Source organism: Pseudomonas sp. NY15354 (genome assembly GCF_048068075.1).
GTDB classification, from domain to species: domain Bacteria; phylum Pseudomonadota; class Gammaproteobacteria; order Pseudomonadales; family Pseudomonadaceae; genus Aquipseudomonas; species Aquipseudomonas guariconensis_C.
Map to the genome: position 1 here is coordinate 43,862 of NZ_JBLUPV010000026.1, position 26,410 is coordinate 70,271.

Sequence of the window (26,410 nt, forward strand, 5' to 3'; positions counted from 1 at the left end):
GGGCTTTCAGGCATGACCGGATCCAGGGAGCCCCCGATGAACCTGCACCAGTTCGCTGAAACCCACGAAGTCACCAACCAGCCACCGTCGCTCGACGGCGCCAACCTGTACCGCCTCGACCAGCCCCTGCAGGAGTGGTCCCGGCGCTTCGGTGCCGGCTGGGCCGAGTCGCGGATCGACGCCTATGGTGCCTTGGCCGGCGGCCCGCTGATGGCTGCGGGTTTTCTGGCCAATGCCCACAAGCCGGAATTCAGCAGCCATGACCGTTATGGCCACCGCATCGACCTGGTGACGTTCCATCCGGCCTATCACGAGTTGATGCGCACGGCGGTCGAGCATGGATTGCCATCGTTGCCCTGGGCCGAGCCGCGTCCCGGCGCCCACGTGGCGCGAGCGTCGATGACCTACCTGCACAGCCAGGCAGAGGCCGGCACTGGTTGCCCGCTGACCATGACCTTCGCTGCGGTGCCAGCCTTGCGGCTGCAACCGGAATTGGCCGAATACTGGCTGCCCAAGGTCCTGGCGCGCGAGTACGACCCGCGTAACGTGGGCGACCGACACAAAGCCGGGGTGACCCTCGGCATGGCCATGACCGAAAAGCAGGGTGGCACCGATGTGCGGGCCAACACCACCCGGGCCTACCCGGTTGGTGCGCCGGGCCCCGGTCAGGCGTATGAACTGGTGGGCCACAAGTGGTTCTGCTCCGCGCCGATGTGCGATGCCTTCCTGACCCTCGCCCAGACCGACAAAGGGTTGAGCTGCTTCCTGCTGCCACGTCATCGCCCCGACGACACGCACAACCAGTTCTACATCCAGCGCCTGAAGAACAAGCTCGGCAACTGCTCCAATGCCTCCAGCGAAGTGGAGTTTCGCGGTGCCCTGGCGTGGATGATCGGTGAAGAGGGCCGAGGAGTGCCGACCATCATCGAGATGGTGGCCATGACGCGTTTCGATTGCATGGTCGGCTCCAGCGCCTTGATGCGACAGGCGCTGACCCAGGCCGCGCACCATTGTGCCCATCGCAAGGTCGGTGGACGGGTGCTGAGCGAACAGCCATTGATGCAGAACGTGCTGGCCGACCTGGCGCTGGAAAGCGAGGCGGCACTGGCGTTGAGTCTGCGCATGGGCCAGGCGTTGGACCAACTGGACGACCCGCAACAAGCGCATTTCGCCCGCCTGGTGACCGCCGTGGGCAAGTATTGGATCTGCAAGCGCGCCCCGGGAATGATCAACGAAGCTGCCGAATGCCTGGGCGGTGCGGGCTATGTGGAAGACAGCATTTTGCCGCGCCTGTACCGCGAGGCGCCGGTCAACTCTACTTGGGAAGGTTCGGGCAATGTGCAGTGCCTGGATGTGCTGCGTGCGCTGTCCAAGGAGCCGGGCGTGCTCGATGCACTGTTCACCGAGCTTGGCGACGGTCACGGCGATCCGCGCTTGGCGGCGCATATCGGCAATCTGAAGGGCGCGTTCGCCGATACCGGCGATATCCAGTACCGCGCCCGGCAACTGACCGAGGACATCGCCGTCGCCCTGCAGGCCAAGCTGTTGCTGGAAGCGGGCAATGCGACCGTCAGCGATGCGTTCATGGCCAGCCGGTTGGGCGCTGGCGGGCGGGTCTATGGGGCGTTGCCCCGGGGTATCGATGCTGCGGCGCTGGTGGCGCGGGCGACGCCGGTCTGGTCGGCCTGAGGGTGGCTGTTCGCAGCTAAACCCGTTTCCTCGGAGGGTATGGAGCAGGCTTGTCCGTGAAGAGGCCGAATGCAATTGTCAGGGATGTAATTGCAACAGAAGGTAGGCAAGATGGAAGCCATGCATGTCAGAAGACAGGAAATCCAGCGTGAGCCAAGCGTTTGTAGTCGTTGATACACCTGAACAGGCCGTCGACCGTCTGGCGGCCCTGCATGAACAAGCCACCGGCGCCCTCAGCCAGGCCCTCAAGCGCTACCTCAAAGACCGCACCGAGCCGGACGACGACCAGCGTGCGCTGTTTCGTTATCCGGCCCTGCGCCTGACCTACTACAGCCATGGTGAAGTGGCCGCCACCACGCGGGCCTATGCCAAGGTGCAGGTGGCAGGTACCTACAGCGTCACCATCACCCAGCCTGCGGCGTTTCGCGGTTACCTGCTCGAGCAACTGCGGCCGCTGATGCACGACTACACCGTGACCCTGGAAGTGGGTGTCAGCGAACAGAACATTCCATACCCCTACGTGGTCGACCAGGGCGATGAATTGGCGGGCAGCGGCATCACTGCCGCCGAACTTGCACGGGTATTCCCCAGCACCGACCTGTCGGCAGCCACCGACAACATCGCCGACGGCCTGTGCGACTGGGGCAGCGCCGAAACCCTGCCGCTGGCGCTGTTCGATGCCGCCCGCGTGGACTTCTCCCTGCGCCGCCTGGTGCATTACACCGGGAGCGACTGGCGCCATGTCCAGCCGTGGATCCTGCTGACCAACTACCACCGCTACGTCGACCAGTTCATCGGCCATGGCCTGGAGCAACTGCGTCAGGAGTCGCGCTTCGTGCGCATGGTCCTGCCGGGCAATGTCATCATCGAAAAGGGCATGGACGACGACGAGACCCAGGCGCTGGTGGCCAGCGTGGTCTGGCACCGCTACCAGATGCCGGCCTATCACCTGATCGCCGCCGATGGCGATGGCATCACTTTGGTCAATATCGGCGTCGGCCCGTCCAATGCCAAGAACATCACCGACCACCTGGCCGTGTTGCGTCCGCATTGCTGGCTGATGATTGGCCACTGTGGGGGCCTGCGCCAATCGCAGACCATTGGCGACTACGTGCTGGCCCACGCCTACATGCGTCGCGATGGCATCCTCGACCGGGTGGTGCCGCCGAATATTCCGATCCCGGCCTTGGCCGAAGTGCAGTTGGCGCTGCAGGAGGCCGCGGCGCAGGTGACCGGCGAGCGCGGCGAGCAATTGAAAAAACGCCTGCGCACCGGCACCGTGCTGACCTACGACGACCGCAACTGGGAGCTGCGCTGGGCCCAGGAACGACCGCTGATCAACCTGTCCCGCGCCGTGGCGGTGGACATGGAGAGCGGCACCATCGCCGCCCAGGGGTATCGTCTGCGGGTGCCTTACGGCACGTTGCTGTGCGTCTCGGACAAACCGCTGCACAGCGAGATCAAGCTGCCTGGCTCGGCCAATGCCTTCTATAACCGTGCAGTCAGCCAGCACCTGAAGATCGGTATCGCGGCCCTGGACCTGCTGCGCACCGAGCTCAATTCGCTGCACTCGCGTAAACTGCGCAGCTTCGATGAGCCGCCGTTCCGCTGAGGATCCATGTCCCTGCCACCCCGTTCCAAGCCGCGCCGTCCACAGGCGCGGCCCGCAGGCCCGCGTCGCCAGCCCAAGGCGCCGCCGGCCGAACCGCGCCTGATCCTGTTCAACAAGCCGTTCGATGTGTTGACCCAGTTCAGCGACGGTGAGGGGCGCGCGACCCTTAAGGACTACATCGACATTCCTGGCATTTATCCGGCCGGGCGGCTGGACCGTGACAGCGAAGGCCTGCTGCTGTTGACCAACGACGGTCGCCTGCAGGCACGCATCGCCGACCCCAAGCACAAATTGCCCAAGACCTATTGGGTGCAAGTGGAGGGGGAGCCGAGCGAGGCGCAGTTGCAACAGTTGCGCGATGGGGTCGAGCTCAATGACGGGCCGACGCTACCGGCCGAGGCACGACGGCTGGAAGAGCCTGCGCTTTGGCCGCGCAACCCGCCGGTGCGGTTTCGCAAGAGCGTGCCGACCCATTGGCTGGAGCTGGTGATTCGGGAAGGGCGCAACCGCCAGGTACGGCGCATGACGGCGGCGGTGGGGCTGCCGACGTTGCGGTTGGTGCGGGTACGGATCGGGGATTGGGCGCTGGATGGGCTGGAGCAGGGATGCTGGCGAGAGGTCGCGCCGAAGTTACTTCGTTAGAAGATGGGCGCGTAGCGCCCTCACTTCATTGCAGGGCTAGACCCCTTCGAGGAACCCCACCACCACGCTCTTGATGATGAAGGCAAGCACGCCCAGGCCCAGGACGAAGAACAAAATCAAGGTGCCGAAGCGGCCTGCCTTGGACTTCTTCGCCAGGTCCCAGACGATGAACCCCATGAAACCGATCAGCACGGTCACCAGGACGATCATCATCCACTCTTCGAATACGGCGGGATCCATCAGTGTTCTCCAGGCAGGCTGAGCGACGATTATACGCGGGGCGACAGCGTACGGTCAGCGCAGATGCGTCAACGGCAGCTCAGTGCTGGCCAGCACCTGGTTGAGCACGAAGCTTGAGCGCACACTGGTGACGCCTTCGATGCGGGTCAGGCTGCCGAGCAGTAGTTTCTGGTAGTGGTCCATGTCCGGGACGACGACTTTCAATTGGTAGTCGGCGTCCATCCCGGTGACCAGGCTGCATTCCAGTACCTGAGGCAGGCTGCGAATGGCGGCCTCGAAGGTCTCGAAGCGCTCGGGGGTATGGCGGTCCATGCCGATCAGTACATAGGCGGTCAGGCTCAGGCCGAGCTTCTTGCGATCCAGCAGGGCCACCTGGCGCGAAATGTAGCCGTCGTCTTCCAATTGCTTGACCCGCCGTGAGCAAGGGGAGGGGGACAAGCCGATGCGCTCGGCCAACTCCTGGTTGGAGATGCGGGCGTCGCGCTGCAATTCGGCAAGGATGCTCAGGTCATAGCGGTCGAGCTTGCTCATGGAAAAGGCCTTTTCTGTTCGGATTGCTGCGAATTATCGATCCAGGGTTAAAAATTGCGCAAGTGCTATTTATCTGAGCAATATTCGCAATCCTCTGCCGCGTCGCCTCCCGTATCTTTACCAACAGAATCACTGCCCGGACAACAGTCCACGGCGACCGGCCTCAGGAAGGCCGTCGCGGCCAGCCATCCAACAGGATCCGCCAGGCCCCCGGGCTACGCACCGTCCAGAAGACGATGTGAGGTGAGCCGGTGCCACAAGCGCCGAGCACGGACGACAATTCCCAAAGGGAGGCCCTACGGCCTCCCTTTTTTCATGCCCGGAATTTCATCTGCATAGGCCTTGGCCGCGATAGACTGCATGCAGTTCCACTGCAGTTCTTACCATCGAGAGGACAACATGAGGTCGCGCATCTGGCAATGGGCAGGTGTTGGTTTGCTGGGCCTGGGCATCAGCCTTGGCGCATGGGCCCAAGGGCCGGGAGAGGGCCCAGCGTCGCAGGACCCCAACGGCGCGACCATGGGCCGCTCGCCGCTCAACGCGCGTGACGAGGTGCGCCAGACCCAGCCACCGCGCCAGGGCTATTACCAGGATATCCCCCGGCGCAATGGCGGTTACCACTGGGAAGCAGGCGGACCTGGGCAGCGACCGGGTGGCGACTGGCCTGGGCGTCCCGACGGCCAGGGCGATGGCTGGGGACCAGGTCCGCAATACCATCCCGGACACAGGATCGACCACTTCCCGGATCGTTATTGGAAGGTGCCATACCAGGGGCAGGACTATTACTACTCCAGTGGCTACTGGTATCGCCCACAAGGCGGCGCGTATGTGCTGGTCAGGCCGCCCTATGGCGCGCGGGTCGGCTACCTGCCGGTCTATGCCCAGGAGGTCTGGTTCGATGGCACGTTGTTCTTCCAGGTCTCGAACACCTATTACCAATACCTGAGCGACAGCCAGGAGTATGTGGTGGTCAATCCCCCCAACCTGCTGCCCGCGCCGGGCCCGCAGTTGGGTACCGGTTACGACGTGATAGCCCATCCGTTGTCCGGGCAAACGCCTCGGCAGCAAAACCAGGACCGCTATGAGTGTCATCGCCAGGCCGTGCAGCAATCTGGTTTCGATCCGGCGGCGGCAGCCTTCGCGCCACCGGCCCATGTGGCGGATGCCTACCATCGCGTACTGGGCGATTGCCTGAGCGCCCGGGGCTACAGCGTGAACTGAAGGCCCTGGGGACGGGTTTACACCGGATCGGCGTGCACCATCACATCCGCTCGCGGGTAGCGCTGGCGGATCGCAGCGGATGCCTGCACGCACAGTTCATGGGCGTCATGCAGCTTCAGATCGCCGGGCAGTTCCAGGTGCAGTTGGACGAACCAGCGGTTGCCCGAGACCCGGGTGCGTAGATCGTGGGCGCCCTCGACCCCAGGGATGGCGCACACCAGTTCGAGCATGCGCTCGCCGATGTCGGCCGGCAGCTCCTTGTCCATCAGGATCGCCGTGCTCTCGCGGGCGATCTGCACGGCGCTCCAGAGGATGTACAAGGCGATTCCCAAGCCGAACAGGGCGTCCAGTTGTGGCCAGCCGAAGCGTGCCAGGAGCAAGGCGAGCAGAATGCTGCCGTTGAGCAGCAGATCGGAGCGGTAGTGCAGTGAGTCGGCGCGCACCGCGTTCGAGCCGGTGGCGCGGATGACCTTGCGCTGGAAGGCGAGCAAGGCCAGGGTCAGGACCAGGGAAAGCAGCATCACCGCAATACCGGCCGCTGTACCGCCCAGCGGTTGCGGCGATTGCAGGCGCTCGACCGCCTGCACGCCGATCAGCACCGCACTGACACCGATGAACAGCGCCTGGGCCATGCCGGCCAGGGCCTCGGCCTTGCCGTGGCCAAAGCGATGGTCGTCGTCAGCCGGGCGCAGGGCGTAGTGTACGGCCAGCAAGTTGAGGAAGGAGGCGACAGCGTCGAGGGCCGAATCGGTCAGGCCGGCCAGCAGGCTCACCGACCCACTCAGCCACCAGGCGATCGCCTTGCTCACGACAAGAATCGTGGCGACTGCCAGGGACGCCCGGGTAGCCAGGCGCAGCAGGCGTTGGTGTTCGGCGCTCGAAGTCATGCCGCAGGTGCGTTCCTTGGATCAGGCGGCCGGTACCAGGCCATAGGCGGCCAACTGCTCGACGCTGCCCCGGTGCTGGATCAGCCGAGGATCGTTCAGCGGCAGGCGTTGGCCCAGTTCGCTTTCGAGAATAGCTTGCAGCTTGGTCTTGTCGACCTGGCCATCGGCATTGATGGCCGGTTTGAGCTTGACCGGGTCGATGTGGGCGGTGACGCCGGGCGGATAATAGATGGCCCCGCTGGCGAAGTCGACGCCGAAGGCGATCAGGCCGGGGATGACATAGAACAGAAGACCCACCGCATCCAGGGCGGCGATCACGGGGTCGATCTTGCCTTCGATCTGGCCGCGACGGTCGGGGTAGAACAGCGTGCCGCAGGCGGTCAGCTGGGTGAGCAGGGTGACGATGAGCGCGCCACCGGTGACGCGGGTAGGGATGCGCATTGGGATCTCCGCAAAGTGACCAACGAGGACCAGGCCGGTCGCCTGTGCCTGATGTTTAAGACCATGATAAGGCAGGCTCGGTTCGCCGTTATACTCGGACGATTGTTCGAGGACCACCATGATTTCATTACCAATCGATGCCGTACTGCCCGCTCTGCGTCAAGCCTTGAGCGAGCGCGACGAGACCGTGCTCGAAGCCCCGCCTGGCGCTGGCAAGACCACCCGTGTACCGCTGGCCCTGCTCGATGAGCCTTGGCTGGCCGGGCAGACCATCCTGATGCTCGAGCCCCGCCGTTTGGCGGCCCGGGCGGCGGCCGAGCGTCTGGCCAGTGAGCTGGGCGAGAAGGTCGGGGAAACCGTCGGCTATCGCATCCGCCTGGACAGCAAGGTCGGCCCCAAGACCCGCATCGAGGTGGTCACCGAAGGCATCCTCACCCGGCGCCTGCAGGCCGACCCGGCGTTGGAGGGTGTGGGTCTGCTGATCTTCGACGAATTCCACGAGCGCAGCCTGGATGCGGACCTGGCGCTGGCGCTGAGCCTCAATGGGCGCGAGTTGTTGCGCGACGAGCCGCCGCTGAAGATCCTGCTGATGTCCGCCACCCTCGAGGGCGAACGGTTGTCGTGCTTGCTCGACGATGCCCCGGTGGTGAGCAGCGAAGGGCGCATGCACCCGGTGGATATCCGCTGGAGCCGGCCGTATCAGCCAGGCGAGTTCGTCGAGCCGCGGGTAGTCGACTGCGTTCTTCAGGCTTTGGCGGAGCAGCCTGGCAGCCTGCTGGTGTTCCTGCCGGGCCAGGCCGAGATTCGGCGGGTCCACCAGGCTCTGCAAGAAGCGTTGGGCGAGCGCTCTGATGTGTTGCTGTGCCCATTGCATGGCGAACTTGATCTCAATGCCCAGCGCGCCGCCATCGAGCCTGCACCCCAGGGCCTGCGCAAGGTCGTGCTGGCCACCAATATCGCCGAGACCAGCCTCACCATCGACGGCGTACGCGTGGTCATCGACGCTGGGCTGGCGCGTGTCCCGCGCTTCGATCCCGGCAGCGGCATGACGCGTCTGGAGACCCAGCGCATTTCCCGCGCCAGTGCTACCCAGCGCGCCGGGCGTGCCGGGCGTCTGGAGCCTGGCGTGTGCTACCGGCTGTGGTCCGAGGCCCAGCACGACCAGCTGGCGGCCCACGGCAGTGCTGAGATTCTCCAGGCCGACTTGGCGGGCCTGGCCCTGCAACTGGCGCGTTGGGGCGTCTGGCCCGATCAACTGCGCTGGCTGGATCCTCCCCCGAGCGCTGCCCACGCCCAGGCCTGCGACCTGCTCGCCCGGTTGGGCGCGTTCAAGCCGGGTAGCCGCGAGCACTTAAGCGAACACGGCCAAGCCATGGCCGAACTGCCTGCGCACCCGCGCATCGCCCATCTGTTGTTGCGTGGCCAGGCGCTGGGCCTGGCCGACATGGCTTGCGATGTCGCCGCGCTGCTTGGAGAGCGCGACATTCTGCGCGGGGCCGGCGCCGACCTGCACAGCCGGATGGCCTTGCTCAGCGGCGAAACCAAGGCTGCCCGTGGCGGTCAGGGGGGCGTGCAGCGGGCTCGGCAACTGGCGCGCCAGTACCGCGGCCTGCTGCGCGGCAAGGCGGGGACAACCGTCGCCGATGCCGATCATCCACGCTGGCTGGGGGCATTGCTGGCGCTGGCCTATCCCGACCGGGTCGCCCTGCAGCGCCGCGAGGGCGGTGCCGAGTACCGGCTGGCCAACGGACGCGCGGCGCTGTTCGCCGAGGTGGATGCGTTGATGAAGTGCCCATGGCTGGTGATCGCGGACCTGGGCAGCCGCCAGGGGCAGCGCGAGGAGCGCATCTATTTGGCGACCGAGTTCGATCCGGGCCTGTTCGAAGGGGTGCTGGCCGAGCAGGTGGAAACGCTCGATGTGCTCGACTGGGACGAGCGCGAGCAGGTGCTGCGCGCCGAGCGCCAGCGCAAGGTCGGCGAGCTGGTGCTCAGTCGCGAACCGTTGCCGGGCCTGGATGACGAAGCCCGCGCCAAGGCGCTGCTGGGGCTGGTGCGACGCAAGGGCCTGAACCTGCTGAGCTGGACGCCCGAGCTGCGCCAATGGCAGGCACGGGTAGCGCTGCTGCGTCAGCTGGACATGGACAAGGACGGCCACAGCGAGTGGCCCGATCTGGGCGACGAGGCCCTGCTCGCGAGCCTGGAAAACTGGCTGCAGCCGTATTTGGGCAAGGTGTCTCGCCTTGGCCACTTCGCCCAGCTGGACTTGCCGTCGATTCTGCGCAACCTGCTGCCCTGGCCGCTGCCCCAGCGCCTGGAGGAACTTGCTCCTGCGCATCTGACGGTTCCTTCCGGCTCGAGCATTCGCCTGGACTACAGCGAGAACCCGCCGATTCTTGCCGTGCGCCTGCAGGAGTTGTTCGGCCTGGCCGATACGCCGCGCATTGCCCAAGGCCGCCAGCAGGTCAAACTGCACCTGCTGTCTCCGGCGCGCCGCCCGGTCCAGGTGACCCAGGATTTGGCCAACTTCTGGCGTACCACCTATGCCGAGGTAAGGAAGGACCTCAAAGGCCGCTATCCCAAGCATTACTGGCCCGATGACCCGCTCGTTGCCGAAGCCACGGCGAGGGCCAAGCCCAGAGGAACCTGATGTCTAGAGGCGCTGTGTGTGATCCGGTCGAGCCGGTGAGCAAGCCATCCGGCCATCATTGTTGCCGGGTGATGACGAGTGAATATGGGCTCCTGGCCCATGGACAGAACACTACCCAGGCGTCGGTCTGGGGCGAAGTTGGAGGTCTTTCCGTGCGTTCACGCTCACCATTTTGGACGCGTCAATGAGGCACTTTCAGGGTAGTCATGAGCGGAAGATGATCTGAGATCTGCAATGTGTCCTGTTGCAGTACCTGGGCTTGAATGCGCTGCAGGTGCGGGCTGTGCAGCACGTAGTCGAGGGTGCGGTCAGGCCCCATGGCCGCAGGGTCGTTGGGGAAGTGGGTGAGCCAGGCGCCGCGCTCAGCGCCACTGGCTTCGGCGTTGCTAGGGATCATCGGGTATTTGTCCCACAACAGGTGCAGGTCGCTGTCGGAGGGGTAGTCGCCGCGCAGCTGCGGCGGCAGGCGACGGTACTGGCCCAGGGGCAGGAGATTGAAATCGCCGCCGATCAACCAGGGCGTGCCCTGGCTTTCCAGGCGATCGAGAACCTTTGCCACGTGCTCGACCTGACGCCGTTGCAGGTCCCTGCCGGGCTGATAGGGCGAGAGCCGGGTGTTGAGCACTGCCAGGCGGCCGCCATCGGCAAGCGGCAGGTAGCTGACCAGCAGTGCCGGCTGGGGGTGTTGCAGGCGGGTCAGGGCGTTGCTCGCGGCATTGGGCAATTGCAGACGCTCGGCCTTTTCGATCGGGTAGCGGCTGAGGGTGGCCAGGGTGCGGCCGACACTGCCGAAGATATGCCGATCAGGCACGAAATCGGCTTTCCATTCGTAGGTCTGGACGGTGCAGGGGTAGAGGTCCGCCAGGCGTTCACGTAGCAGCGCCAACTGGTCCTGGTAGCCGGTGGCCTTGGCGTTGTTATCCAGCTCCTGCAACAGGACGATATCGGGCGTTTCGGCACGGATCACGCGGGTGACTTCGTCGAGATTGAAGGCCAGGTCTTCGGCGCTGGGTTGGGTGTCGCTGCCCTGTCCTTGGTCGTACCAGAACACGTAGCGCTTGCCGGCCAGGAACTGCACGTTCCAAGTCATGACCTTGAGGGGCTGGCCAGGTTGCAGCGATTGAGGGCTGCCTTGGCAGGCGACCGGCAGCGGTTCACGGGGGGAGGGTTGCCAGCCCAGGTAGTCGGCGAACAGCCAAAGCAGGGGCAACAGCAGGAGCAGGGACAGCAGGACGTTGCGCAATAGTCGGATCATCGGCTCGGCTTGTCGGTGCAGGTCGCGCCAGCATAACCGAGCCGTTCGTCGGTCGGCCAGCTTATGGCGCTCTTACGACCAGGAACTCGAGGGCGTTCCCTTTGCTGACCGTCAGGTGGTGAGGCGCGCTTGCCAGCACTTTCACTTGCTGGCCCTGATGGTCACGAATGCGGCAGTGGAGGGTGTCTTCGCTCCAGGCCAGAGGTTCGACCTTCCAGAAGTCATCGATGTTCGAATACTTGTAGAGGCCCAGGTAACTGTTGCGGCTGATACCCAGTTTTCGGTTCCGGTCGCTGTCGAGCGAAAGCATGAAATTCAACCGGTTCGTGGTCTGGGAGTGATAGTGGAAACGCAGCGTCATGGCTGTCTGCGCGGGGCTCAACTTGAGCCAGCCGTCGTCTGTCGTCCCCTGTCGAAGGCCACCGGTGCTGCCTAGCGGGGCGTAGAACCCGGAGAGATGGCTGACGGGGATTGTTTGGGCGCCATCGAGCGCGAAGAGATGGGCCGAGAAGGAGCGTTCGTCCGCCCAGCTCGGTATAGCAGTGTTGTCGCTCATGAGTTCATCCTCTAGGTGTGAAGTGCCAGTCCCTGTCCATCGACAGGGGCTGGGTCACTCTAGAGGTCCGCTGATTGAGCAGCAGATTGAAGCCGTTCCCTGAGAGGGGGCTTGTTGGGGCGTCAGGCGAGCGCGTCGTTCTCCAGCAGCATGAACAGCCGATACAGCACCACGCTGCTGAACAGCTGCAGGAAACCACTGAGGCTGTCCAGGGCCAGTTGCACGCCCGGCTGCGGCTCGGGGAAGGCCATCAGCAGCAAGCCGTCGAGCAGCCACAGCGGTGCCAGTACGGCAACGACACAGACCAGGATGCGCATGAAATGCCCGGTGGTCATCCTGGCGCTCTCACGCATGGCCTGTACCACCGGCAGGCCACGCAATACCAGCAAGTACTCGGCGAACACCAGATTGATCATGATCCACACGCCCGGGAAGATGAACAGCGCAAGGCCTGCCATGATCAGCAGCGAGCTGATCAGGATCAGCAGGGCCAGCGATGGCCACAGCTGCACGGCGCGGGCGAACAGGTTGCGCTTGGCGATGTCCTGGCCGTTGCTGCGGGTATCCATGTAGAGGATCAACGCGGCGCTGTACAGCGGGTAGAACAGCAGGCTGACCAGCATGCCGTAGCCCGCCGAGGCCTGGTCGCCCAACTGGCGATACAGCAATTGAGTGCACAGGGCCTCGAGGACCACCAGCGGCAGGCAGAGCTGGAGGATGCTCACCAGGTGGCGGCGGAAGAAATACAGGGAGTCGCGCAGAATGCTCAACGGATTCATCGGGTCAACATCGCATGGCAGAAAAAGCAGGGCGTAACTTTAGCCCAGTCCACCCCTGGCTGAAAAAAGTTTCACCGTTTGGCTGATTGAATCCTTGGCCTGCGAGCCCCATCTTTGACGCTATCCGATGTATTGCCCTGTGCACGAGGTAGCGCCATGAACACTGAAGAACAAACCCTGATCGACGGCCTGTTCAGTCGTATCAAGCAAGCCGAGGATGCAGGCCAGGCCCGTGATGCCCAGGCCCAGGCGCGCATCGAGGAGCATCTGCGCCAGCAGCCGGCAGCGGCGTACTACATGGCCCAGGCGATCCTGGTCCAGGAAGCGGCGATCAAGCGCCTGGACGAACAGAACAAACAGCTCGAGGCCGAACTCAAGCAAGCCAAGGCGCAAGCCGACGCGAGCCGAAGCGGCAACACGGGCGGCGGGTTCCTGTCGAGCCTGTTTGGCGCAGGCTCCCGTGAGCCGGCATCCGTGCCGCAGCCACAGCGCCAGGCCGCACCGGTGGCCCCTGCCGGCGGTTGGCGCGAACCAACCGCCCAGGGTTTCGCCCAGTCGCAACCACAACCGGGATTCAACGCCGCGCCGGCCCGCAGTGGCGCCAGCAGCTTCCTGGGTGGCGCCATGCAGACTGCGGCGGGCGTGGCCGGTGGCGTGTTGCTGGCGCAAGGCATCAGCAGCCTGTTCAACCATCAGTCCCAGCCTGAGGAAGTGGTCGAGGTGATCAAGGAGGAGCCTGCACCGGCCAGTGAGAGCGGCGGCTGGAATGACCAGGACAGCCAGTATCAGGTGGCCGACAACGGCTACGACCAGGGTGGCTTCCTGGACAGCGACTACGGCAACGATGGCGGTGGCTTCTTCTCCGACGACGACACCTTCATCTGAGGCCTCTGGCATACTGGCAGCACGCGGGGGCGCACACTGCGCCCCTTTCGCGAAACGAAGCCGACCTCACGGGCAGCCTTCGTGACTCGCGCAACTGCCAGAGAGGTCATGGTGAAGAAGATCGCGCTGTTCGCCGATGTGCAGAACCTCTACTACACCGTGCGCCAGGTGCATGGCTGTCATTTCAACTACGCCGCGCTGTGGGCCGATGTCAGCAGTCAGGGGCAGATCGTCGAGGCGGTGGCCTATGCCATCGACCGGGGCGACAGCAAACAGCAACAGTTCCAGCAGATTCTGCGCAACCTCGGCTTCGAGGTGCGTCTGAAGCCTTTCATCCAGCGCAGCGATGGCTCGGCCAAGGGCGATTGGGATGTGGGTATCACCCTGGATGTGATCGACGCCGCCAGCCGCGTCGACCAGGTGGTATTGGCCTCTGGCGACGGCGACTTCGACCTGCTGATGGAGCGGGCCAGCGAGCGTCACGGGGTCGAGACCGTGGTCTATGGCGTGCCTGGGCTTACCGCGTTGTCGCTGATTCGGTCGGCCAGTCGGTATGTGCCGATCGAAGGCCGCCTGCTGCTGCGCCATTGAGGCCGGTCCCCTGATCGAGCAGGCATGAACGGCTCAGGGCTTTCGACCATTGCCCTCCAGCTGATCGAGCGGCACCCGTCGTTCGACCGCGCTCGACAGAATGATCGAGGTCTTGCTGAAGCCCAACTGCGAAACCCGGTTGATCAGTGCTTCCAGCTCGGTCATCGACGCCACGGCCGCCTGCATGATCACGCAGGGGTCGCCGGTGACGCGGTGGCATTCGGTGAGCTGTGGGATGCGGGTCAACGCATCGTATGCCTGTTGATTGCCGTGGCTGGCCAGGCGCAGTTCGATCACGCACTGGATGGGCAGGCCGATCTTCTCCAGGTCCACCTTGGCGGCGTAGCCGGTGATGACCCCGCTGGCTTCCAGTTTGGCGACCCGTTCGGCGACGGCGGGTGCAGAAAGATTCACCTGGCGCGCCAGTTGCGCGTAGGTGGCCCGGCCGTTTTCCAGCAGGGCGGCAAGGAGCATTCGGTCGTACTTGTCCATGGCTGATTCCACTGTGCTTTGCAATCGATGGTAAGGCCCTTGCATAACCATGCATTGCAAAGTGTTTCGGTCATTTAAAGCCGTTTTGTAACTTAAGTTTGCGAGGGCGCCTTTTTAAACTAAGTCACCCGTAAACGGATTTCGAGTGTTTTCCCATGCCTGCCTCCCGTCGCTTCCCGTTGTTGCTCATTGGCGCCTTCCTGGCCTTGTACCTGGTCTGGGGCTCAACCTACCTGTTCATCCGTATCGGGGTGGAGTCATGGCCGCCGATGCTCATGGCCGGGGTGCGCTTCGTCATTGCCGGCAGCCTGCTGTACGGGTTCTTGCGTTGGCGCGGCGCGCCGGCGCCGACCTGGCCACAGTGGCGCGCGGCGGGGGCGATCGGTTTTCTGTTGCTCAGTTGCGGCAATGGTGGCGTGACCTTGGCCGAACACGCCGGGGTGGCATCGGGCGTCGCGGCCCTGGCGGTGGCCACTGTGCCGCTGTTCACTTTGGTGTTCGGTCTGTTGTTCGGTCATCGCAACTCGCGGCTTGAATGGGCGGGGATTGCCCTGGGCCTGGTGGGCATCGGCATGCTCAACATGGGCTCGAACCTGCAGGCCAGCCCCATGGGCGCGGCGCTGATCCTGTTCGCCGCCGCTGCCTGGGCCTTTGGCTCGGTGTGGAGCAAGAGCCTGCCCTTGCCCCAGGGCGCCATGGCCAGTGCCGCAGAGATGCTCGTCGGCGGCGCCGCCTTGCTGATCGGCAGCGCGCTCAGTGGCGAGCGCCTGACTCAGATGCCGACCGCGGCCGGTTGGGGCGCGCTGGCGTATCTGGTGTTCTTCGGCTCGATCCTGGCTTTCAGTTCCTACATGTACTTGCTCAAGCACGTGCGCCCGGCGGCGGCCACCAGCTATGCCTACGTCAACCCGGCGGTGGCGGTGCTGCTGGGGATCCTCTTTGCAGGCGAGCGCATCGGCGCCGAGGAGTGCGTGGCCATGGCAGTGATCATCGGTGCAGTGGTGCTGATCGGCTTGCCGCAGTGGCGCAAGGCGCCCGAGCGGCCAGTGCCACTCAAAGAGCAAGTGTGCAAGTAGCCAGGCAGCATCGCTGGGGGTAAAGCGTCCACAGGGGGGGCGTCGGTTGCGGTAAACTGCCGCCTTCGCTGAACCCCCTGACGGTATTGCCATGAATTTCGCCAAACTCGGCCTGATCGAACCCTTGCTGCGCACCCTGCAGCACCTGGACTACACCACCCCGACCCCCGTCCAGGCCCAGGCCATCCCCGCCGTGCTGGCTGGCCGCGACCTGATGGCCGCAGCCCAGACCGGCACCGGCAAGACCGCCGGCTTTGCCTTGCCGGTGCTGCAACGCCTGGCCCTGGAAGGGGCCAAGGTCGCCAGCAACTCGATCCGGGCCCTGGTGCTGGTGCCGACCCGCGAGTTGGCCGAGCAGGTCCATGCCAATATCCGTGAATACGCCGAGAACCTGCCGGTGAGCACCTATGCGGTGTACGGTGGCGTCAGCCTCAATCCGCAGATGATGCGCCTGCGTCGAGGCGTCGATCTGCTGGTGGCCACGCCCGGGCGCCTGCTGGACTTGTTCCGCCAGAACGCGGTCAAGTTCGGCCAGGTGCAGACCCTGGTGCTCGACGAGGCCGACCGCATGCTGGACCTCGGCTTTGCCGAAGAACTGCAGGCCGTCTATGCCGCCTTGCCGCGCAAGCGTCAGACTTTGCTGTTTTCCGCCACCTTCTCCGATCAGATCCGCATGTTGGCCGGGCTTGCCCTGAACGATCCGCTGAGCATCGAAGTCAGCCCCCGCAACACCACAGCCAGTACCGTGAAGCAGTGGCTGGTGCCGGTGGACAAGAAACGCAAGGCCGACCTGTTCTGCCACCTGCTGCGCAAGCAGCGCTGGAAGCAAGTGCTGGTGTTCGCCAAGACCCGCAATGGCGTCGACCAGTTGGTGGAGCGTCTGCTCGCCGAGGGCGTCAATGCCGACGGTATCCACGGCGACCGCCCACAAGCGACGCGTCAGCGCGCGCTGGACACCTTCAAGGCACGGGAGATCCAGGTGCTGGTGGCGACCGATGTCGCCGCCCGTGGTCTGGACATCGACGACTTGCCCTTGGTGGTCAACCTCGACTTGCCGATCGTCGCCGAAGACTACGTGCACCGCATCGGGCGTACCGGCCGGGCGGGCAACAAGGGCGAGGCGATTTCGCTGGTGTGCGCGGACGAAGTGCAATTGCTGGCGGCCATCGAAACCTTGATCCGCCAAACCTTGCCGCGTCATGAAGAGCCGGATTTCATCCCCGATCATCGGGTGCCGATGACCGATGCCAGTGGCCAGGTCGTGAAGAAACCGAAAAAGCCCAAGAAGCCGAAGGAAAACAGCGCCAAGCGGGGCCTGGGGCGTTGGATGGACAGTGCCGAATCGAGCGCCTCGGAGCCTTCGGTCAAGCCGGTGCGCAAGGTGCCGAGCTTCAACAGCGGGCCGCGCAAGCGCAAGCCTTGAGATTGCTGGGGCCTCGGCACAAGGCCGCTCCTACAGATTCAGTGCGATCCCTGTAGGAGTGGCCTTGCGCCGCGAAAGGGCTGCAACGCAGCCCCATGGGTCTATCTGCTCAACCACTCCACCGCCGCCTTGCCTGCTCGCAGCCCACTGGCAAAACAGGCCGTCAGCAGGTAGCCGCCCGTAGGCGCCTCCCAGTCCAGCATTTCCCCTGCGCAAAACACGCCCGGCATCCGCTGGAGCATCAAGCCTTCATCCAGCGCCTCGAAGCGCACACCGCCCGCACTGCTGATCGCCTCATCCAGTGGCCGTGGCCGCACCAGTTCGATCGGCAGGGCCTTGATCGCCCGGGCCAGCGCTTCGGGGGCGGCGAAGGTCGACTGATCGGTCAGCTCGCGCAACAACGCTGCCTTGACCCCGTCCAGGCCCAGTTGGCCTTGCAGGTGCTTGGCCATCGAGCGCGAACCGCGCGGTTTGGCCAATGCCTGGACGATCTTGTCCACAGGGCGGTCGGGCAGCAGGTCGAGCAGCAATGTCGCCCGGCCGTCCCGGTTGATGGTCTCGCGCACCGCTGCCGACCAGGCATACACCAGGCTGCCTTCGACCCCTTGGGCAGTGAGGATGAATTCGCCCTTGCGTGGGGCCGCGCCGGGCACGCTCAGGGCGATGTTCTTCAGCGGTGCGCCGGCGAACTTGTCCTTGAGCAGTTGGCTCCAGCCCTGAACCTCGAATCCACAATTGCTCGGTTGCAATGACGAGATATCCACACCCCGCTCGGCCAGCACCGGTTGCCAGGCGCCATCGGAGCCCAGGCGCGCCCAACTGCCACCCCCCAGGGCCAGTACCACGGCATCGGCTCGTAACTGCAATTCGCCCTGTGGATAAGCGATCCGCAAGGTGCCGTCGCTGTTCCAGCCCAGCCAGCGATGGCGGGTGTGGATAACCACACCGCGCTCGCGCAGGCGCTTGAGCCAGGCACGCAGCAATGGGGCGGCTTTCATGTCGCGTGGGAACACGCGCCCGGAGGTGCCGACGAAGGTTTCGATGCCCAGGCCGTGTATCCACTGGCGCAGGGCGTCGGCGTCGAAGTCGCGCAGCAGGGCGTCGACTTCGTGCTGGCGCTCGGCATAGCGGGAGATGAATGCGGGATAGGGCTCGGAGTGAGTGATGTTCATGCCGCCGACGCCGGCCAGCAGGAACTTGCGGCCCACCGATGGCATGGCATCGAACACCTGCACCGCCAGGCCAGCGTTGGCCAGTGCCTCGGCCGCCATCAGGCCGGCGGGGCCGCCACCGATGACGGCGACGAGAGGAGCAGAGGCGGGATGTTGATCGGACATGGCGGGCGACAGGCTGTGGAAAAGAGCTGGCATTCTACCCCAGCGAGGCCCGTCCCGGCACTGAGCAAAAAATGATCAGCGCCTTTTGGATCAGGCATTTAAAGGCCTGCAGCGGCTTTCCCGCAGGTTATCCACAGGCGGTTCCACAGTCATTGTGCACAACCCAGTACCCGCGCTGCGCTGTGATGAAGAATGCCATGGCGCCTGGCCAGGGCTTGGCGGTCCTTGCTATAGCCACCGCCGATCACGCCGACCACGGGGATGTCCCGGCCCAGGCAATGGCGCATCACTTGCTCATCCCGGGCGGCCAGGCCCTCGTCGGTCAGTTGCAGGTAACCCAGGGCATCGTCCTTGTGCACATCCACGCCGGCGTCGTACAGCACCAGATCAGGCTGGTACAGCGGCAGCAGGTAGTTCAGGGCATCGTCCACGACCTTCAGGTAGGCCGTGTCCCCCATGCCCCGGGGCAGGGGGATGTCCCAATCACTCTGGGCCTTGCGCGCCGGGAAGTTCTGCTCGCAGTGCAGCGACACCGTGATCGCCTCTGGGGTGTCATGGAGGATGCGTGCAGTGCCGTCGCCCTGATGGACGTCGCAGTCGAAGATCAGCACCCGATGCACCCGCCCGGCTTCGAGCAGGTAGCGGCTGATCACCGCCAGGTCGTTGAAGATGCAAAAACCGGCCGGGTGGTCGTAATGGGCGTGGTGAGTTCCGCCGGCCAGATGACAAGCGATGCCATGGCGCAGGGCCATTTCGGCGGTCAGCAGCGAACCGCCCACCGCCCGAACGGTACGCCGGGCCAGCGCCTCGCTCCAGGGCAGGCCCAGGCGGCGCTGGTCCTCGCGGGACAGCTCGCCTTGCATGTAGCGCTCGATGTAGCCGCGGTCGTGGGCCAGGGCGAGAATGTCGTTGGGGCAGATTTCCGGGCGCAGCAACTGCGCGTCCGTGACCAGGCCGCTGTCGATCAGGTGATCGTGCAACAGGCGGAACTTGTCCATCGGAAAGCGGTGCTCGGGCGGAAACGTCGGGCTGTAGTCGTCGTGGTAGATCAGCGGCAACGGCATGGCGGGTATCGCGGTGGGGGCCAGGGGCTGATCTTGCCAGTAGTGGGGGAGGGACGCCATCGCTGGCGAAGTCCGACACAATCCCCAAGGATCATTCACATTTGTCGAGTGTCTGTGCTGGCCGATTCGCGGGTAAACCCGCCCACAGGGTTGGCGGTGATCCTTGTGTGGGTTTACCCGCGAATACGTCAGTGAATTCACCCATGCATCGGTGGTTAGACCGCAGGGCGCGAACCGCGCGCCCTACTTGCCAGCGCTGGCCAGCACCCGCTGCCAGTCGGGCTCGTTCATGCGCCCGAGGATCCGTGCCTTGCCGTTGCTGTCCACCGAGACGAACAACGCGCTGGCATAGCCGCTCTCACGTTCACCTCCCGGCACGTGCAATTGGCGCTGGAAGTGATCGATGCAGCCGTTGTGGGTGATCAGGACCAGATTATGGCCAGGGCGCTTGCGGGCGAGGGCTTCGTCGGCGAACTGGCTGTCGCAGTTTTCCAGCCAGTCTTCGCTGGGTGCGGCCTGGCCGAGGATGAAGTGCGCGGTCTGGCGGGTGCGCAGCTTGGGGCTGCTGTACCTGTCGGCAGTGTCCAGGCCCAGTTGCTGCAGGCCTTGGCCGACGCGTGTGGCGGCCTGGCTACCGGCGACGGTGATGCCGGTCGGGTCGTCCAGGCACGGGCCGGGGGCGCTGTCGCAACGCTCGGCGTGGCGGATCATCACGATGACCGCGCCTTGCGCCCAATCCTGCAGCAACCCGCTGTCGCTGAGCTGTTGCTCGTTGCCAAGATCCACGATGTGTGTCCTCGTCAAAAGCCAGGTGGTCAGCCCGGCCAGCACCAACAGCAGGCCGGCGGCTGCGCCGAGCGCCTTGCGCGAGTAACGTCGTCGTTTGGGGGGCGTGTGTACGGCGGGGTTTTGCAGGATGTTGCTCGGCTGCATGCTTCACTCCAATGGCAGGGCGCAGCCATGGGCCGCGCGGTTTGGCGGCATTGTGCGAAGCGAGCTGTCGGAGGCCAGTGAAGTGCGTGTGAAAATTGCATTTACAGTGCCAAAGGCGTACCGGCGCCTACGCTGTACACTGCATGACCGCGAATTCGGAGCCATCCTGATGACCCCCATCCTCGAACTGGAAAGCGCACGGCTGGTGTTGCGCCAATGGCAGGACGACGATCTGCGCGAGTTCGCCGCGCTGTGCGCCGACCCGCAGGTGATGCGCTATTTTCCGGCACCGATGACGCGCCTTGAGTCGGCGGCGCTGATCGGGCGGATTCGTGGGCATTTCAATGAGTACGGTTTTGGTCTTTGGGCCCTGGAGCGCAAGGACAGCGGGGCCTTCATCGGCATGACGGGGCTGCTGAATGTCAATTTCGACGCGCCGTTCGGTCCGGCCGTGGAGATCGGCTGGCGCCTGGCCCGGCGTCATTGGGGCCTGGGCTTTGCCAGCGAGGCAGCCTGGACCTGCCTGCGTTGTGCTTTCGCCCAATTGCACCTGGATGAAGTGGTGTCGTTCACTACCGAAGGGAACCTGCCGTCGCAGAAGGTCATGCAGGCCATCGGCATGGTCCAGGACCTTGCCGGCAGCTTCGAGCATCCCCGCCTGGCCGTCGGCCACCCCCTGCGCCCTCATGTGCTGTACCGCATCGATCGCGCACGTTGGCAACAGACCTTGCGTGGCTGAATGGCGTGTCATGCAGGGCGCGAATGACAAACCCTGTATCATTTGCCCTCATGAGAGCGCCGTAGAGCCGTGATGCCTTGCTAGGAGAATCCCCCATGAGCCATGTATTGGACGACTTGGTCGACTTGCTGAGCCTCGAGTCCATCGAAGAGAACCTGTTCCGTGGCCGCAGCCAGGACCTGGGCTTCCGCCAGTTGTACGGCGGGCAGGTGCTTGGTCAGTCGCTGTCGGCAGCCAGCCAGACCGTCGAAGAGGCGCGCCATGTGCATTCGTTGCACGGTTACTTCCTGCGTCCGGGCGATGCCAGCATGCCGGTGGTGTACTCGGTCGATCGCGTGCGCGACGGTGGCAGCTTCAGCACCCGGCGGGTGACGGCGATCCAGAAGGGGCAGCCGATCTTCACGTGCAGCGCCTCGTTCCAGTACGACGAGGGGGGCTTCGAGCACCAGGCGCCGATGCCCGATGTGGTCGGGCCGGAAAACCTGCCCAGCGAAGTCGAGCTGGCGAGCGCCATGGCCGAGCACCTGCCCGAGCGCATTCGCGACAAGGTACTGTGCGCCAAACCCATCGAGATCCGTCCGATCACCGAGCGTGACCCGTTCAACCCCAAGCCAGGCGATCCGATCAAGTACGCCTGGTTCCGTGCCGACGGCAAGCTGCCGGACATGCCGGCCCTGCACAAGTACCTGTTGGCCTACGCCTCGGACTTCGGCCTGCTGACCACTTCGCTGCTGCCCCACGGCAAATCGGTGTGGCAGAAGGACATGCAGATCGCCAGCCTCGACCATTCGTTGTGGTTCCACCGCAACCTGCGTGCCGATGAATGGCTGCTGTACGCTACCGATAGCCCTTGGGCGGGCAACGCCCGGGGCTTCAACCGTGGCAGCATCTTCAACCGCGCGGGTCAGCTGGTGGCCTCTTCGACCCAGGAAGGCTTGATCCGCCATCGTGAGGACTGGGCATGAGCCTGGGGAGCATCCGCCATTGGGTGTTCGACATGGACGGCACACTCACGGTGGCCGTGCATGATTTCGCGGCTATTCGCGAGGCGTTGGGCATACCGCCAGAGCACGACATCCTCACCCATCTGGCGGCTTTACCGGCCGAGGAGGCCGCGGCCAAACATGCCTGGCTGCTCGAGCACGAGCGTGACCTGGCGATTGCCTCCCGACCGGCTGAAGGGGCTGTGGAGCTGGTCCGCGAGCTGGCCGAAAGGGGATGCCAGCTGGGCATTCTCACCCGCAATGCCCGGGAGCTGGCGCACGTCACGCTCGAGGCCATCGGCTTGGCGGACTGCTTTGCTGTCGAACACATCCTCGGTCGCGACGAAGCCGCGCCCAAGCCCAGCCCTGACGGTTTGCTGAAAATCGCCCAGGCCTGGGACGTGTCGCCTGCTTCACTGGTAATGGTGGGCGACTACCGTTTCGACCTGGACTGTGGTCGCGCCGCAGGGGCGCGCACGGTGCTGGTCAACCTCCCGGACAACCCCTGGCCCGAACTGGCGGACTGGCATGCCGCCGATTGCCGCGCTCTTAAATTGTTGCTCGGCTGACCCTGCCCAGACCGGTCTAATCTGCAGTGTTGGTTTTTTCGATCCCTCAAGGAGATTTCGTGATGAGCAACAAGGCCATCTATGTACAACCCGGTGGCGGTTACGACAACGTCCAGGTAGGGACCAGCGAGGCGCGTGCGCCGCAGGCCGGCGAAATCACCGTGCGTCTGCACGCCAGTTCCCTCAACTACCACGACTTTGCCGTGGTCAGCGGCATGTGGGGGCCGAGCGAACGGCGCATTCCCATGGCCGATGGCGCAGGCGAGGTGGTCGCGGTCGGGTCGGGTGTCAGCGAGTTCCAGGTGGGGGACGCTGTGGTGAGCACGTTCTTCCCTGACTGGCTCGATGGCCAGGCGAATGTGGAAGGCTTCGCCACGGTGCCCGGCGATGGTATCGATGGCTACGCCCGTGAACAGGTGACTGCCCGTGCCACCGCCTTCACCCTGGCGCCCCAAGGCTACAGTCACGCCGAGGCGGCCACCCTGACTACCGCCGGCCTTACTGCCTGGCGCGCCTTGATGAGCGATGATCACCTCAAACCGGGCGATACCGTGCTGGTGCAGGGCACCGGCGGTGTGTCCATCTTCGCCCTGCAGTTCGCCAAGCTGGCCGGTGCCACGGTGATCGCCACCTCCTCCAGCGATGCCAAGCTCGAGCGCCTCAAGGCTTTGGGCGCCGATCATTTGATCAACTACCGCAGCACCCCGGCGTGGGGCGAGAAGGTGCGTGAGCTCACCGGTAACCGTGGTGTCGATCATGTGATCGAAGTCGGCGGGCCGGCGACCCTTGAGCAATCGATGATCGCAGCGCGTATCGGCGGCCACGTCTCGTTGATCGGCATCCTCACCGGGGTTGCCGGGCAGTTGCCGCTGGTCCAGGCGTTGGTGCGTCAGATTCGCCTGCAGGGCGTGCTGGTGGGCAGTCGTGCCCAGCAGCAGGCGATGATCCGGGCGATCGACGCCAATGGCCTGCGGCCGGTGGTGGACAAGCACTTCGAGCTCGAGCAGATCGTCGAGGCGTTCCGCTATCAGGAAAGCAACAAGCATTTCGGCAAGATCTGCCTGACCTTCTGAGTCTGTAGTCGGGGCCGCAAAGCGGCCCTGGCCTCGTCTGTAGAAACCCCACCCTCGTTGCTGGAACGCCCGTTCCAGAGGCTTCATTGCTGGCTATTCGATACCGTGACCTGCATAGCAAAGCCATGTCGTGATCGAACAGTTGCGTGGCGTTTTCGAGTATTTTTCCGTCGCCCCCCCGGGCTTAAAGTGGACCCCGCATTTTGTCGGTGCGTCGCCCTGGATACGTGAAAACCTCAACAACACCACGTAAGCGATGCGCCGTGTCACCGTTCTTTCAAAGGAGAAGTTGTTCGCCTACCTCTGCCCGTCCTTTCCTTGTGTCAGCAAAAAGAGAACAAGATCAATGAACACCGTGGGATCTGATGGCAACCTTGCACAAGGTTTCAAGCCACGTCATGTAACGATGCTGTCCATCGCAGGCATCATCGGTGCCGGACTTTTCGTAGGCTCAGGGCACGCCATTGCGGCAGCCGGGCCGGCGACCATTCTTTCTTATTTCGTGGCCGGGACCCTGGTGGTACTGGTCATGCGCATGCTCGGTGAAATGGCAGTCGCCCATCCTGACACCGGCTCTTTCTCCACTTACGCCGAACAAGCCATCGGCCGCTGGGCCGGTTACACCATCGGTTGGCTGTACTGGTGGTTCTGGGTCCTGGTGATCCCGATCGAAGCCCTGGCTGCCGGCCACGTGCTCAACGCCTGGTTTCCCCAGGTGGACAGCTGGATCTTCGCCTTGCTTTCGGTCGTGCTGCTGGCCGGCACCAACCTGTTCAGCGTGGCCAAGTACGGTGAGTTCGAGTTCTGGTTCGCGATCCTCAAGGTCACGGCCATTCTCGGTTTCATCGGCCTGGGCTTCGCCGCTCTGATGGGCTGGCTGCCCAACCGTGAAGTCAGCGGCCTGAGCACGCTGATGGCCGAGCACGGTGGCTTCACGCCCAAGGGGTGGTCCGCCGTGGTGGGCGCCTTCATCACCGTGATGTTCAGCTTCATCGGCACCGAGGCGGTGACCATCGCCGCCGCAGAATCCAGCGATCCTTCGCGTAACATCGCAAAGGCCACCCGTTCGGTGATCTGGCGGATCAGTACCTTCTACATCCTGTCGATCTTCGTGATCATCTCCGTCGTGCCGTGGAACGACCCGCAACTGGCGGTGGTGGGTTCCTATCAGCGTGCCCTGGAAATCATGAACATCCCCAATGCGGCCTTCATGGTCGATCTGGTGGTGTTGGTGGCCGTGACCAGCTGCATGAACTCCTCGATCTACATCGCCTCGCGGATGATGTATTCCCTGGCCAAGCGCGGTGACGCCCCGGCGATTCTGAACAAGACCAACAGCGTCGGCGTACCTCGCGCCGCGGTGTTCGGCAGCACCCTGATCGGTGCGGCCATCGCTATCCTCAACTACTTCGCGCCCAAGGGCGTGTTCGAGTTCCTGCTCGCCAGTTCCGGTGCCATTGCCTTGCTGGTGTACATGGTCATCGCCATTTCCCAATTGCGCATGCGTCGCCGCCTGGAGCGCGAGAGCACGGAGCTCAAGTTCCGCATGTGGCTGTTCCCGTACCTGACCTGGGCAGTGATCATCTTCATCGCCTGTGCCTTGGGCGTGATGATGTTCACCGAAGAGCACCGCGCTGAGGTGACAGCGACCTTGGGCTTGGCGTTGGTGATTTCCTTCTTGGGGATTGTCACCACTCGCGGGCAGGCGCGCAGGGAAATGGCTGTGCGTTCGATGGGTTGATCCAAAAGTCCGAGCGGGAGCTTTGATGGCATTGCCGTCTCAGCTCTCGACTCGGCAGCTTTATAGATGACATTGAATTGCTATCACTGTGGTGATAATTTTTGAAACAGTTCAATGGCGCCATCATCTATAAGGAAGCTCCATGTCGCTCAAGGGAAAACTCATTGCCGGTTACTTCGCCATCGGCCTGATCTATACCCTCTATTCCTGGCTGTTCGGCCAATACTCCCACTACAGTTTCGCCTACAACCTCGGTCGTGGCGTGATCTGGCCTGCGGCGATGTTCCCAGCCGTTGGCGCGGTGCTGGGCGTCATCGTCCTGCTCGTGGTCATCGTCGGCCTTCATCTCAACCGCCGCTAGGTGCGGTTTCTCTCTCGCAAGACAAGGACATCGGACTCATGGATTTAAGGACACTGGTCATGGCTGCCGCCTGTGCGGCCATGCTGACGGGCTGCGGCTCAAGCAAGGACAAGGCTGAGGAGCTCATCAAGACCACAGGGCTGACTGAGCAGTATGGCGTGATCGTGGACATCGCATCGTCCGCCTACGCCACCCAGTACCCGATGCTCGGGCGTGAGCAGATTCGCAACGTGGTCCGTCAGAATCTGCCGCAGGACGCCTTGAAAGACGCGATGGTCGAGGTCTATGCCGATCACTTCGATGACGACGAGCTGGACCTGATGATCCGCGCCAACCAACACCCGGAGCAGGCGATGGCGATCATCTTGGGGTCCAAGGACGGCCGTGAGCTGGCGCTGAAAGTGGTCGAGGTGCAGAAGACCATGATGCAAGACATGCAGGATGCGATGTCCGACAACGACGAAGCGATCGTGGATGCGCTGGATGACCTGAAGGATCAGGCCGAAGGCTGATCGAGCCAGCATGCAGGCATAAAAAAAGGTTCTTCACGGAATCCCGGGAAAGACAGAAACAAGAACGCCGGTTTGATGGATGATGTTCGTGCGAGCAAACACATCTACAAACCGGCGTTCTTGTGCACGAT

The 26,410-nt window shown here is 64.0% G+C and carries 27 protein-coding genes; 16 read left to right on the plus strand and 11 right to left on the minus strand.

What is annotated here, in order from left to right; all coding sequences use genetic code 11:
- The first annotated feature begins 36 nt into the window (after positions 1–36).
- The 3 genes from ACNFCH_RS20315 to ACNFCH_RS20325 all read left to right on the plus strand — a co-directional run bounded on the left by ACNFCH_RS20315 (position 37) and on the right by ACNFCH_RS20325 (position 3,943).
- Positions 37–1,689: an acyl-CoA dehydrogenase family protein gene (locus ACNFCH_RS20315; RefSeq protein WP_416743492.1), complete on the plus strand. Its 1,653-nt coding sequence runs from the start codon at positions 37–39 to the stop codon at positions 1,687–1,689.
- 124 nt (positions 1,690–1,813) lie between these two features.
- A complete protein-coding gene (gene amn, locus ACNFCH_RS20320; RefSeq protein WP_416743494.1) occupies positions 1,814–3,301 on the plus strand; it encodes an AMP nucleosidase in 1,488 nt (495 codons plus the stop codon).
- A 6-nt stretch (positions 3,302–3,307) separates the two neighbouring features.
- The gene (locus ACNFCH_RS20325) at positions 3,308–3,943 is read left to right on the plus strand and encodes a pseudouridine synthase (RefSeq protein ID WP_416743496.1); all 636 of its coding nucleotides are present in this window, start codon (positions 3,308–3,310) and stop codon (positions 3,941–3,943) included.
- Between the two features lie 36 nt (positions 3,944–3,979).
- Here the strand turns inward: ACNFCH_RS20325 and ACNFCH_RS20330 are convergent, their stop codons facing one another.
- Both ACNFCH_RS20330 and ACNFCH_RS20335 read right to left on the minus strand, forming a co-directional pair.
- The gene (locus ACNFCH_RS20330; protein WP_023378567.1) at positions 3,980–4,183 is read right to left on the minus strand and encodes a DUF2788 domain-containing protein; all 204 of its coding nucleotides are present in this window, start codon (positions 4,181–4,183) and stop codon (positions 3,980–3,982) included.
- Between the two features lie 54 nt (positions 4,184–4,237).
- A complete protein-coding gene (locus ACNFCH_RS20335) occupies positions 4,238–4,714 on the minus strand; it encodes an Lrp/AsnC family transcriptional regulator (protein WP_011535815.1) in 477 nt (158 codons plus the stop codon).
- A gap of 399 nt (positions 4,715–5,113) precedes the next feature.
- Here ACNFCH_RS20335 and ACNFCH_RS20340 point away from each other — a divergent pair, with 399 nt between their 5' ends.
- Positions 5,114–5,935 carry a DUF6515 family protein gene (locus ACNFCH_RS20340; RefSeq protein ID WP_337159270.1) on the plus strand — a complete coding sequence of 274 codons (822 nt, stop codon included), beginning with the start codon at positions 5,114–5,116 and terminating at the stop codon, positions 5,933–5,935.
- Positions 5,936–5,952: 17 nt separating this feature from the next.
- Here ACNFCH_RS20340 and ACNFCH_RS20345 read toward each other — a convergent pair whose 3' ends face one another.
- Positions 5,953–6,822, minus strand: coding sequence for a cation diffusion facilitator family transporter (locus ACNFCH_RS20345; RefSeq protein WP_337159269.1), 870 nt, complete (start codon positions 6,820–6,822; stop codon positions 5,953–5,955).
- A 21-nt stretch (positions 6,823–6,843) separates the two neighbouring features.
- Positions 6,844–7,263, minus strand: a complete 420-nt coding sequence (locus ACNFCH_RS20350; RefSeq protein WP_416743499.1) for a polyribonucleotide nucleotidyltransferase — start codon at positions 7,261–7,263, stop codon at positions 6,844–6,846.
- Positions 7,264–7,381: 118 nt separating this feature from the next.
- Between ACNFCH_RS20350 and hrpB the strand changes: the two genes are divergently transcribed.
- Positions 7,382–9,910 (plus strand): ATP-dependent helicase HrpB, encoded by a 2,529-nt coding sequence (gene hrpB, locus ACNFCH_RS20355; RefSeq protein ID WP_416743501.1) that lies wholly within the window; start codon positions 7,382–7,384, stop codon positions 9,908–9,910.
- 181 nt (positions 9,911–10,091) lie between these two features.
- Here hrpB and ACNFCH_RS20360 read toward each other — a convergent pair whose 3' ends face one another.
- From ACNFCH_RS20360 to ACNFCH_RS20370, 3 genes are all read right to left on the minus strand, one after another.
- Positions 10,092–11,165, minus strand: a complete 1,074-nt coding sequence (locus ACNFCH_RS20360; RefSeq protein ID WP_337159266.1) for an endonuclease/exonuclease/phosphatase family protein — start codon at positions 11,163–11,165, stop codon at positions 10,092–10,094.
- 61 nt (positions 11,166–11,226) lie between these two features.
- Positions 11,227–11,721, minus strand: coding sequence for a hypothetical protein (locus tag ACNFCH_RS20365; RefSeq protein ID WP_416743503.1), 495 nt, complete (start codon positions 11,719–11,721; stop codon positions 11,227–11,229).
- 122 nt (positions 11,722–11,843) lie between these two features.
- Positions 11,844–12,500, minus strand: a complete 657-nt coding sequence (locus ACNFCH_RS20370) for a YciC family protein (RefSeq protein ID WP_337159264.1) — start codon at positions 12,498–12,500, stop codon at positions 11,844–11,846.
- 156 nt (positions 12,501–12,656) lie between these two features.
- Between ACNFCH_RS20370 and ACNFCH_RS20375 the strand changes: the two genes are divergently transcribed.
- Both ACNFCH_RS20375 and ACNFCH_RS20380 read left to right on the plus strand, forming a co-directional pair.
- Positions 12,657–13,385 carry a DUF2076 domain-containing protein gene (locus ACNFCH_RS20375; RefSeq protein ID WP_416743506.1) on the plus strand — a complete coding sequence of 243 codons (729 nt, stop codon included), beginning with the start codon at positions 12,657–12,659 and terminating at the stop codon, positions 13,383–13,385.
- A gap of 108 nt (positions 13,386–13,493) precedes the next feature.
- Positions 13,494–13,976: an NYN domain-containing protein gene (locus ACNFCH_RS20380; RefSeq protein WP_170831761.1), complete on the plus strand. Its 483-nt coding sequence runs from the start codon at positions 13,494–13,496 to the stop codon at positions 13,974–13,976.
- A gap of 33 nt (positions 13,977–14,009) precedes the next feature.
- Here ACNFCH_RS20380 and ACNFCH_RS20385 read toward each other — a convergent pair whose 3' ends face one another.
- The gene (locus ACNFCH_RS20385) at positions 14,010–14,468 is read right to left on the minus strand and encodes an Lrp/AsnC family transcriptional regulator (protein WP_337159262.1); all 459 of its coding nucleotides are present in this window, start codon (positions 14,466–14,468) and stop codon (positions 14,010–14,012) included.
- 155 nt (positions 14,469–14,623) lie between these two features.
- On the opposite strand from ACNFCH_RS20385, the gene yedA reads away from it, so the two are divergent.
- Positions 14,624–15,544 carry a drug/metabolite exporter YedA gene (gene yedA, locus ACNFCH_RS20390; protein WP_416743507.1) on the plus strand — a complete coding sequence of 307 codons (921 nt, stop codon included), beginning with the start codon at positions 14,624–14,626 and terminating at the stop codon, positions 15,542–15,544.
- A 91-nt stretch (positions 15,545–15,635) separates the two neighbouring features.
- On the plus strand, positions 15,636–16,967 hold the full coding sequence (locus tag ACNFCH_RS20395) for a DEAD/DEAH box helicase (protein WP_070092214.1): 1,332 nt from the start codon (positions 15,636–15,638) through the stop codon (positions 16,965–16,967).
- Positions 16,968–17,068: 101 nt separating this feature from the next.
- On the opposite strand, the gene ACNFCH_RS20400 is transcribed toward ACNFCH_RS20395, so the two are convergent.
- From ACNFCH_RS20400 to ACNFCH_RS20410, 3 genes are all read right to left on the minus strand, one after another.
- Positions 17,069–18,304: a TIGR03862 family flavoprotein gene (locus ACNFCH_RS20400; RefSeq protein ID WP_337159260.1), complete on the minus strand. Its 1,236-nt coding sequence runs from the start codon at positions 18,302–18,304 to the stop codon at positions 17,069–17,071.
- A gap of 149 nt (positions 18,305–18,453) precedes the next feature.
- Positions 18,454–19,368: a histone deacetylase gene (locus tag ACNFCH_RS20405; protein WP_337159299.1), complete on the minus strand. Its 915-nt coding sequence runs from the start codon at positions 19,366–19,368 to the stop codon at positions 18,454–18,456.
- 243 nt (positions 19,369–19,611) lie between these two features.
- Positions 19,612–20,301, minus strand: coding sequence for a histidine phosphatase family protein (locus tag ACNFCH_RS20410; RefSeq protein ID WP_337159259.1), 690 nt, complete (start codon positions 20,299–20,301; stop codon positions 19,612–19,614).
- Between the two features lie 169 nt (positions 20,302–20,470).
- Between ACNFCH_RS20410 and ACNFCH_RS20415 the strand changes: the two genes are divergently transcribed.
- From ACNFCH_RS20415 to ACNFCH_RS20445, 7 genes are all read left to right on the plus strand, one after another.
- Complete coding sequence (locus ACNFCH_RS20415) at positions 20,471–21,040, plus strand: GNAT family N-acetyltransferase (protein ID WP_070092217.1); 570 nt, start codon at positions 20,471–20,473, stop codon at positions 21,038–21,040.
- A 95-nt stretch (positions 21,041–21,135) separates the two neighbouring features.
- Entirely contained in the window at positions 21,136–22,005 is an 870-nt protein-coding gene (tesB, locus tag ACNFCH_RS20420; RefSeq protein WP_337159258.1) for an acyl-CoA thioesterase II, read from the plus strand.
- Entirely contained in the window at positions 22,002–22,592 is a 591-nt protein-coding gene (locus ACNFCH_RS20425) for an HAD family hydrolase (RefSeq protein ID WP_337159257.1), read from the plus strand. The genes tesB and ACNFCH_RS20425 overlap by 4 nt, the downstream gene beginning before the upstream one ends.
- Positions 22,593–22,654: 62 nt before the next feature.
- Positions 22,655–23,665, plus strand: a complete 1,011-nt coding sequence (locus tag ACNFCH_RS20430; protein ID WP_337159256.1) for an NAD(P)-dependent alcohol dehydrogenase — start codon at positions 22,655–22,657, stop codon at positions 23,663–23,665.
- A gap of 346 nt (positions 23,666–24,011) precedes the next feature.
- Positions 24,012–25,406: a GABA permease gene (gene gabP / locus ACNFCH_RS20435; RefSeq protein ID WP_337159255.1), complete on the plus strand. Its 1,395-nt coding sequence runs from the start codon at positions 24,012–24,014 to the stop codon at positions 25,404–25,406.
- Between the two features lie 142 nt (positions 25,407–25,548).
- On the plus strand, positions 25,549–25,767 hold the full coding sequence (locus ACNFCH_RS20440; RefSeq protein ID WP_337159254.1) for a hypothetical protein: 219 nt from the start codon (positions 25,549–25,551) through the stop codon (positions 25,765–25,767).
- Between the two features lie 59 nt (positions 25,768–25,826).
- A complete protein-coding gene (locus tag ACNFCH_RS20445) occupies positions 25,827–26,279 on the plus strand; it encodes a hypothetical protein (protein WP_230392951.1) in 453 nt (150 codons plus the stop codon).
- The last annotated feature ends 131 nt before the right edge of the window (positions 26,280–26,410 follow it).

Bases quoted from the DNA above. Each gene is read 5' to 3' on its own strand.
- ACNFCH_RS20315 (WP_416743492.1), top strand. From the start codon at position 37: ATGAACCTGCACCAGTTCGCTGAAACCCACGAAGTCACCAACCAGCCA.
- amn (WP_416743494.1), top strand. From the start codon at position 1,814: ATGTCAGAAGACAGGAAATCCAGCGTGAGCCAAGCGTTTGTAGTCGTT.
- ACNFCH_RS20325 (WP_416743496.1), top strand. From the start codon at position 3,308: ATGTCCCTGCCACCCCGTTCCAAGCCGCGCCGTCCACAGGCGCGGCCC.
- ACNFCH_RS20330 (WP_023378567.1), bottom strand. From the start codon at position 4,183: ATGGATCCCGCCGTATTCGAAGAGTGGATGATGATCGTCCTGGTGACC.
- ACNFCH_RS20335 (WP_011535815.1), bottom strand. From the start codon at position 4,714: ATGAGCAAGCTCGACCGCTATGACCTGAGCATCCTTGCCGAATTGCAG.
- ACNFCH_RS20340 (WP_337159270.1), top strand. From the start codon at position 5,114: ATGAGGTCGCGCATCTGGCAATGGGCAGGTGTTGGTTTGCTGGGCCTG.
- ACNFCH_RS20345 (WP_337159269.1), bottom strand. From the start codon at position 6,822: ATGACTTCGAGCGCCGAACACCAACGCCTGCTGCGCCTGGCTACCCGG.
- ACNFCH_RS20350 (WP_416743499.1), bottom strand. From the start codon at position 7,263: ATGCGCATCCCTACCCGCGTCACCGGTGGCGCGCTCATCGTCACCCTG.
- hrpB (WP_416743501.1), top strand. From the start codon at position 7,382: ATGATTTCATTACCAATCGATGCCGTACTGCCCGCTCTGCGTCAAGCC.
- ACNFCH_RS20360 (WP_337159266.1), bottom strand. From the start codon at position 11,165: ATGATCCGACTATTGCGCAACGTCCTGCTGTCCCTGCTCCTGCTGTTG.
- ACNFCH_RS20365 (WP_416743503.1), bottom strand. From the start codon at position 11,721: ATGAGCGACAACACTGCTATACCGAGCTGGGCGGACGAACGCTCCTTC.
- ACNFCH_RS20370 (WP_337159264.1), bottom strand. From the start codon at position 12,500: ATGAATCCGTTGAGCATTCTGCGCGACTCCCTGTATTTCTTCCGCCGC.
- ACNFCH_RS20375 (WP_416743506.1), top strand. From the start codon at position 12,657: ATGAACACTGAAGAACAAACCCTGATCGACGGCCTGTTCAGTCGTATC.
- ACNFCH_RS20380 (WP_170831761.1), top strand. From the start codon at position 13,494: ATGGTGAAGAAGATCGCGCTGTTCGCCGATGTGCAGAACCTCTACTAC.
- ACNFCH_RS20385 (WP_337159262.1), bottom strand. From the start codon at position 14,468: ATGGACAAGTACGACCGAATGCTCCTTGCCGCCCTGCTGGAAAACGGC.
- yedA (WP_416743507.1), top strand. From the start codon at position 14,624: ATGCCTGCCTCCCGTCGCTTCCCGTTGTTGCTCATTGGCGCCTTCCTG.
- ACNFCH_RS20395 (WP_070092214.1), top strand. From the start codon at position 15,636: ATGAATTTCGCCAAACTCGGCCTGATCGAACCCTTGCTGCGCACCCTG.
- ACNFCH_RS20400 (WP_337159260.1), bottom strand. From the start codon at position 18,304: ATGTCCGATCAACATCCCGCCTCTGCTCCTCTCGTCGCCGTCATCGGT.
- ACNFCH_RS20405 (WP_337159299.1), bottom strand. From the start codon at position 19,368: ATGCCGTTGCCGCTGATCTACCACGACGACTACAGCCCGACGTTTCCG.
- ACNFCH_RS20410 (WP_337159259.1), bottom strand. From the start codon at position 20,301: ATGCAGCCGAGCAACATCCTGCAAAACCCCGCCGTACACACGCCCCCC.
- ACNFCH_RS20415 (WP_070092217.1), top strand. From the start codon at position 20,471: ATGACCCCCATCCTCGAACTGGAAAGCGCACGGCTGGTGTTGCGCCAA.
- tesB (WP_337159258.1), top strand. From the start codon at position 21,136: ATGAGCCATGTATTGGACGACTTGGTCGACTTGCTGAGCCTCGAGTCC.
- ACNFCH_RS20425 (WP_337159257.1), top strand. From the start codon at position 22,002: ATGAGCCTGGGGAGCATCCGCCATTGGGTGTTCGACATGGACGGCACA.
- ACNFCH_RS20430 (WP_337159256.1), top strand. From the start codon at position 22,655: ATGAGCAACAAGGCCATCTATGTACAACCCGGTGGCGGTTACGACAAC.
- gabP (WP_337159255.1), top strand. From the start codon at position 24,012: ATGAACACCGTGGGATCTGATGGCAACCTTGCACAAGGTTTCAAGCCA.
- ACNFCH_RS20440 (WP_337159254.1), top strand. From the start codon at position 25,549: ATGTCGCTCAAGGGAAAACTCATTGCCGGTTACTTCGCCATCGGCCTG.
- ACNFCH_RS20445 (WP_230392951.1), top strand. From the start codon at position 25,827: ATGGCTGCCGCCTGTGCGGCCATGCTGACGGGCTGCGGCTCAAGCAAG.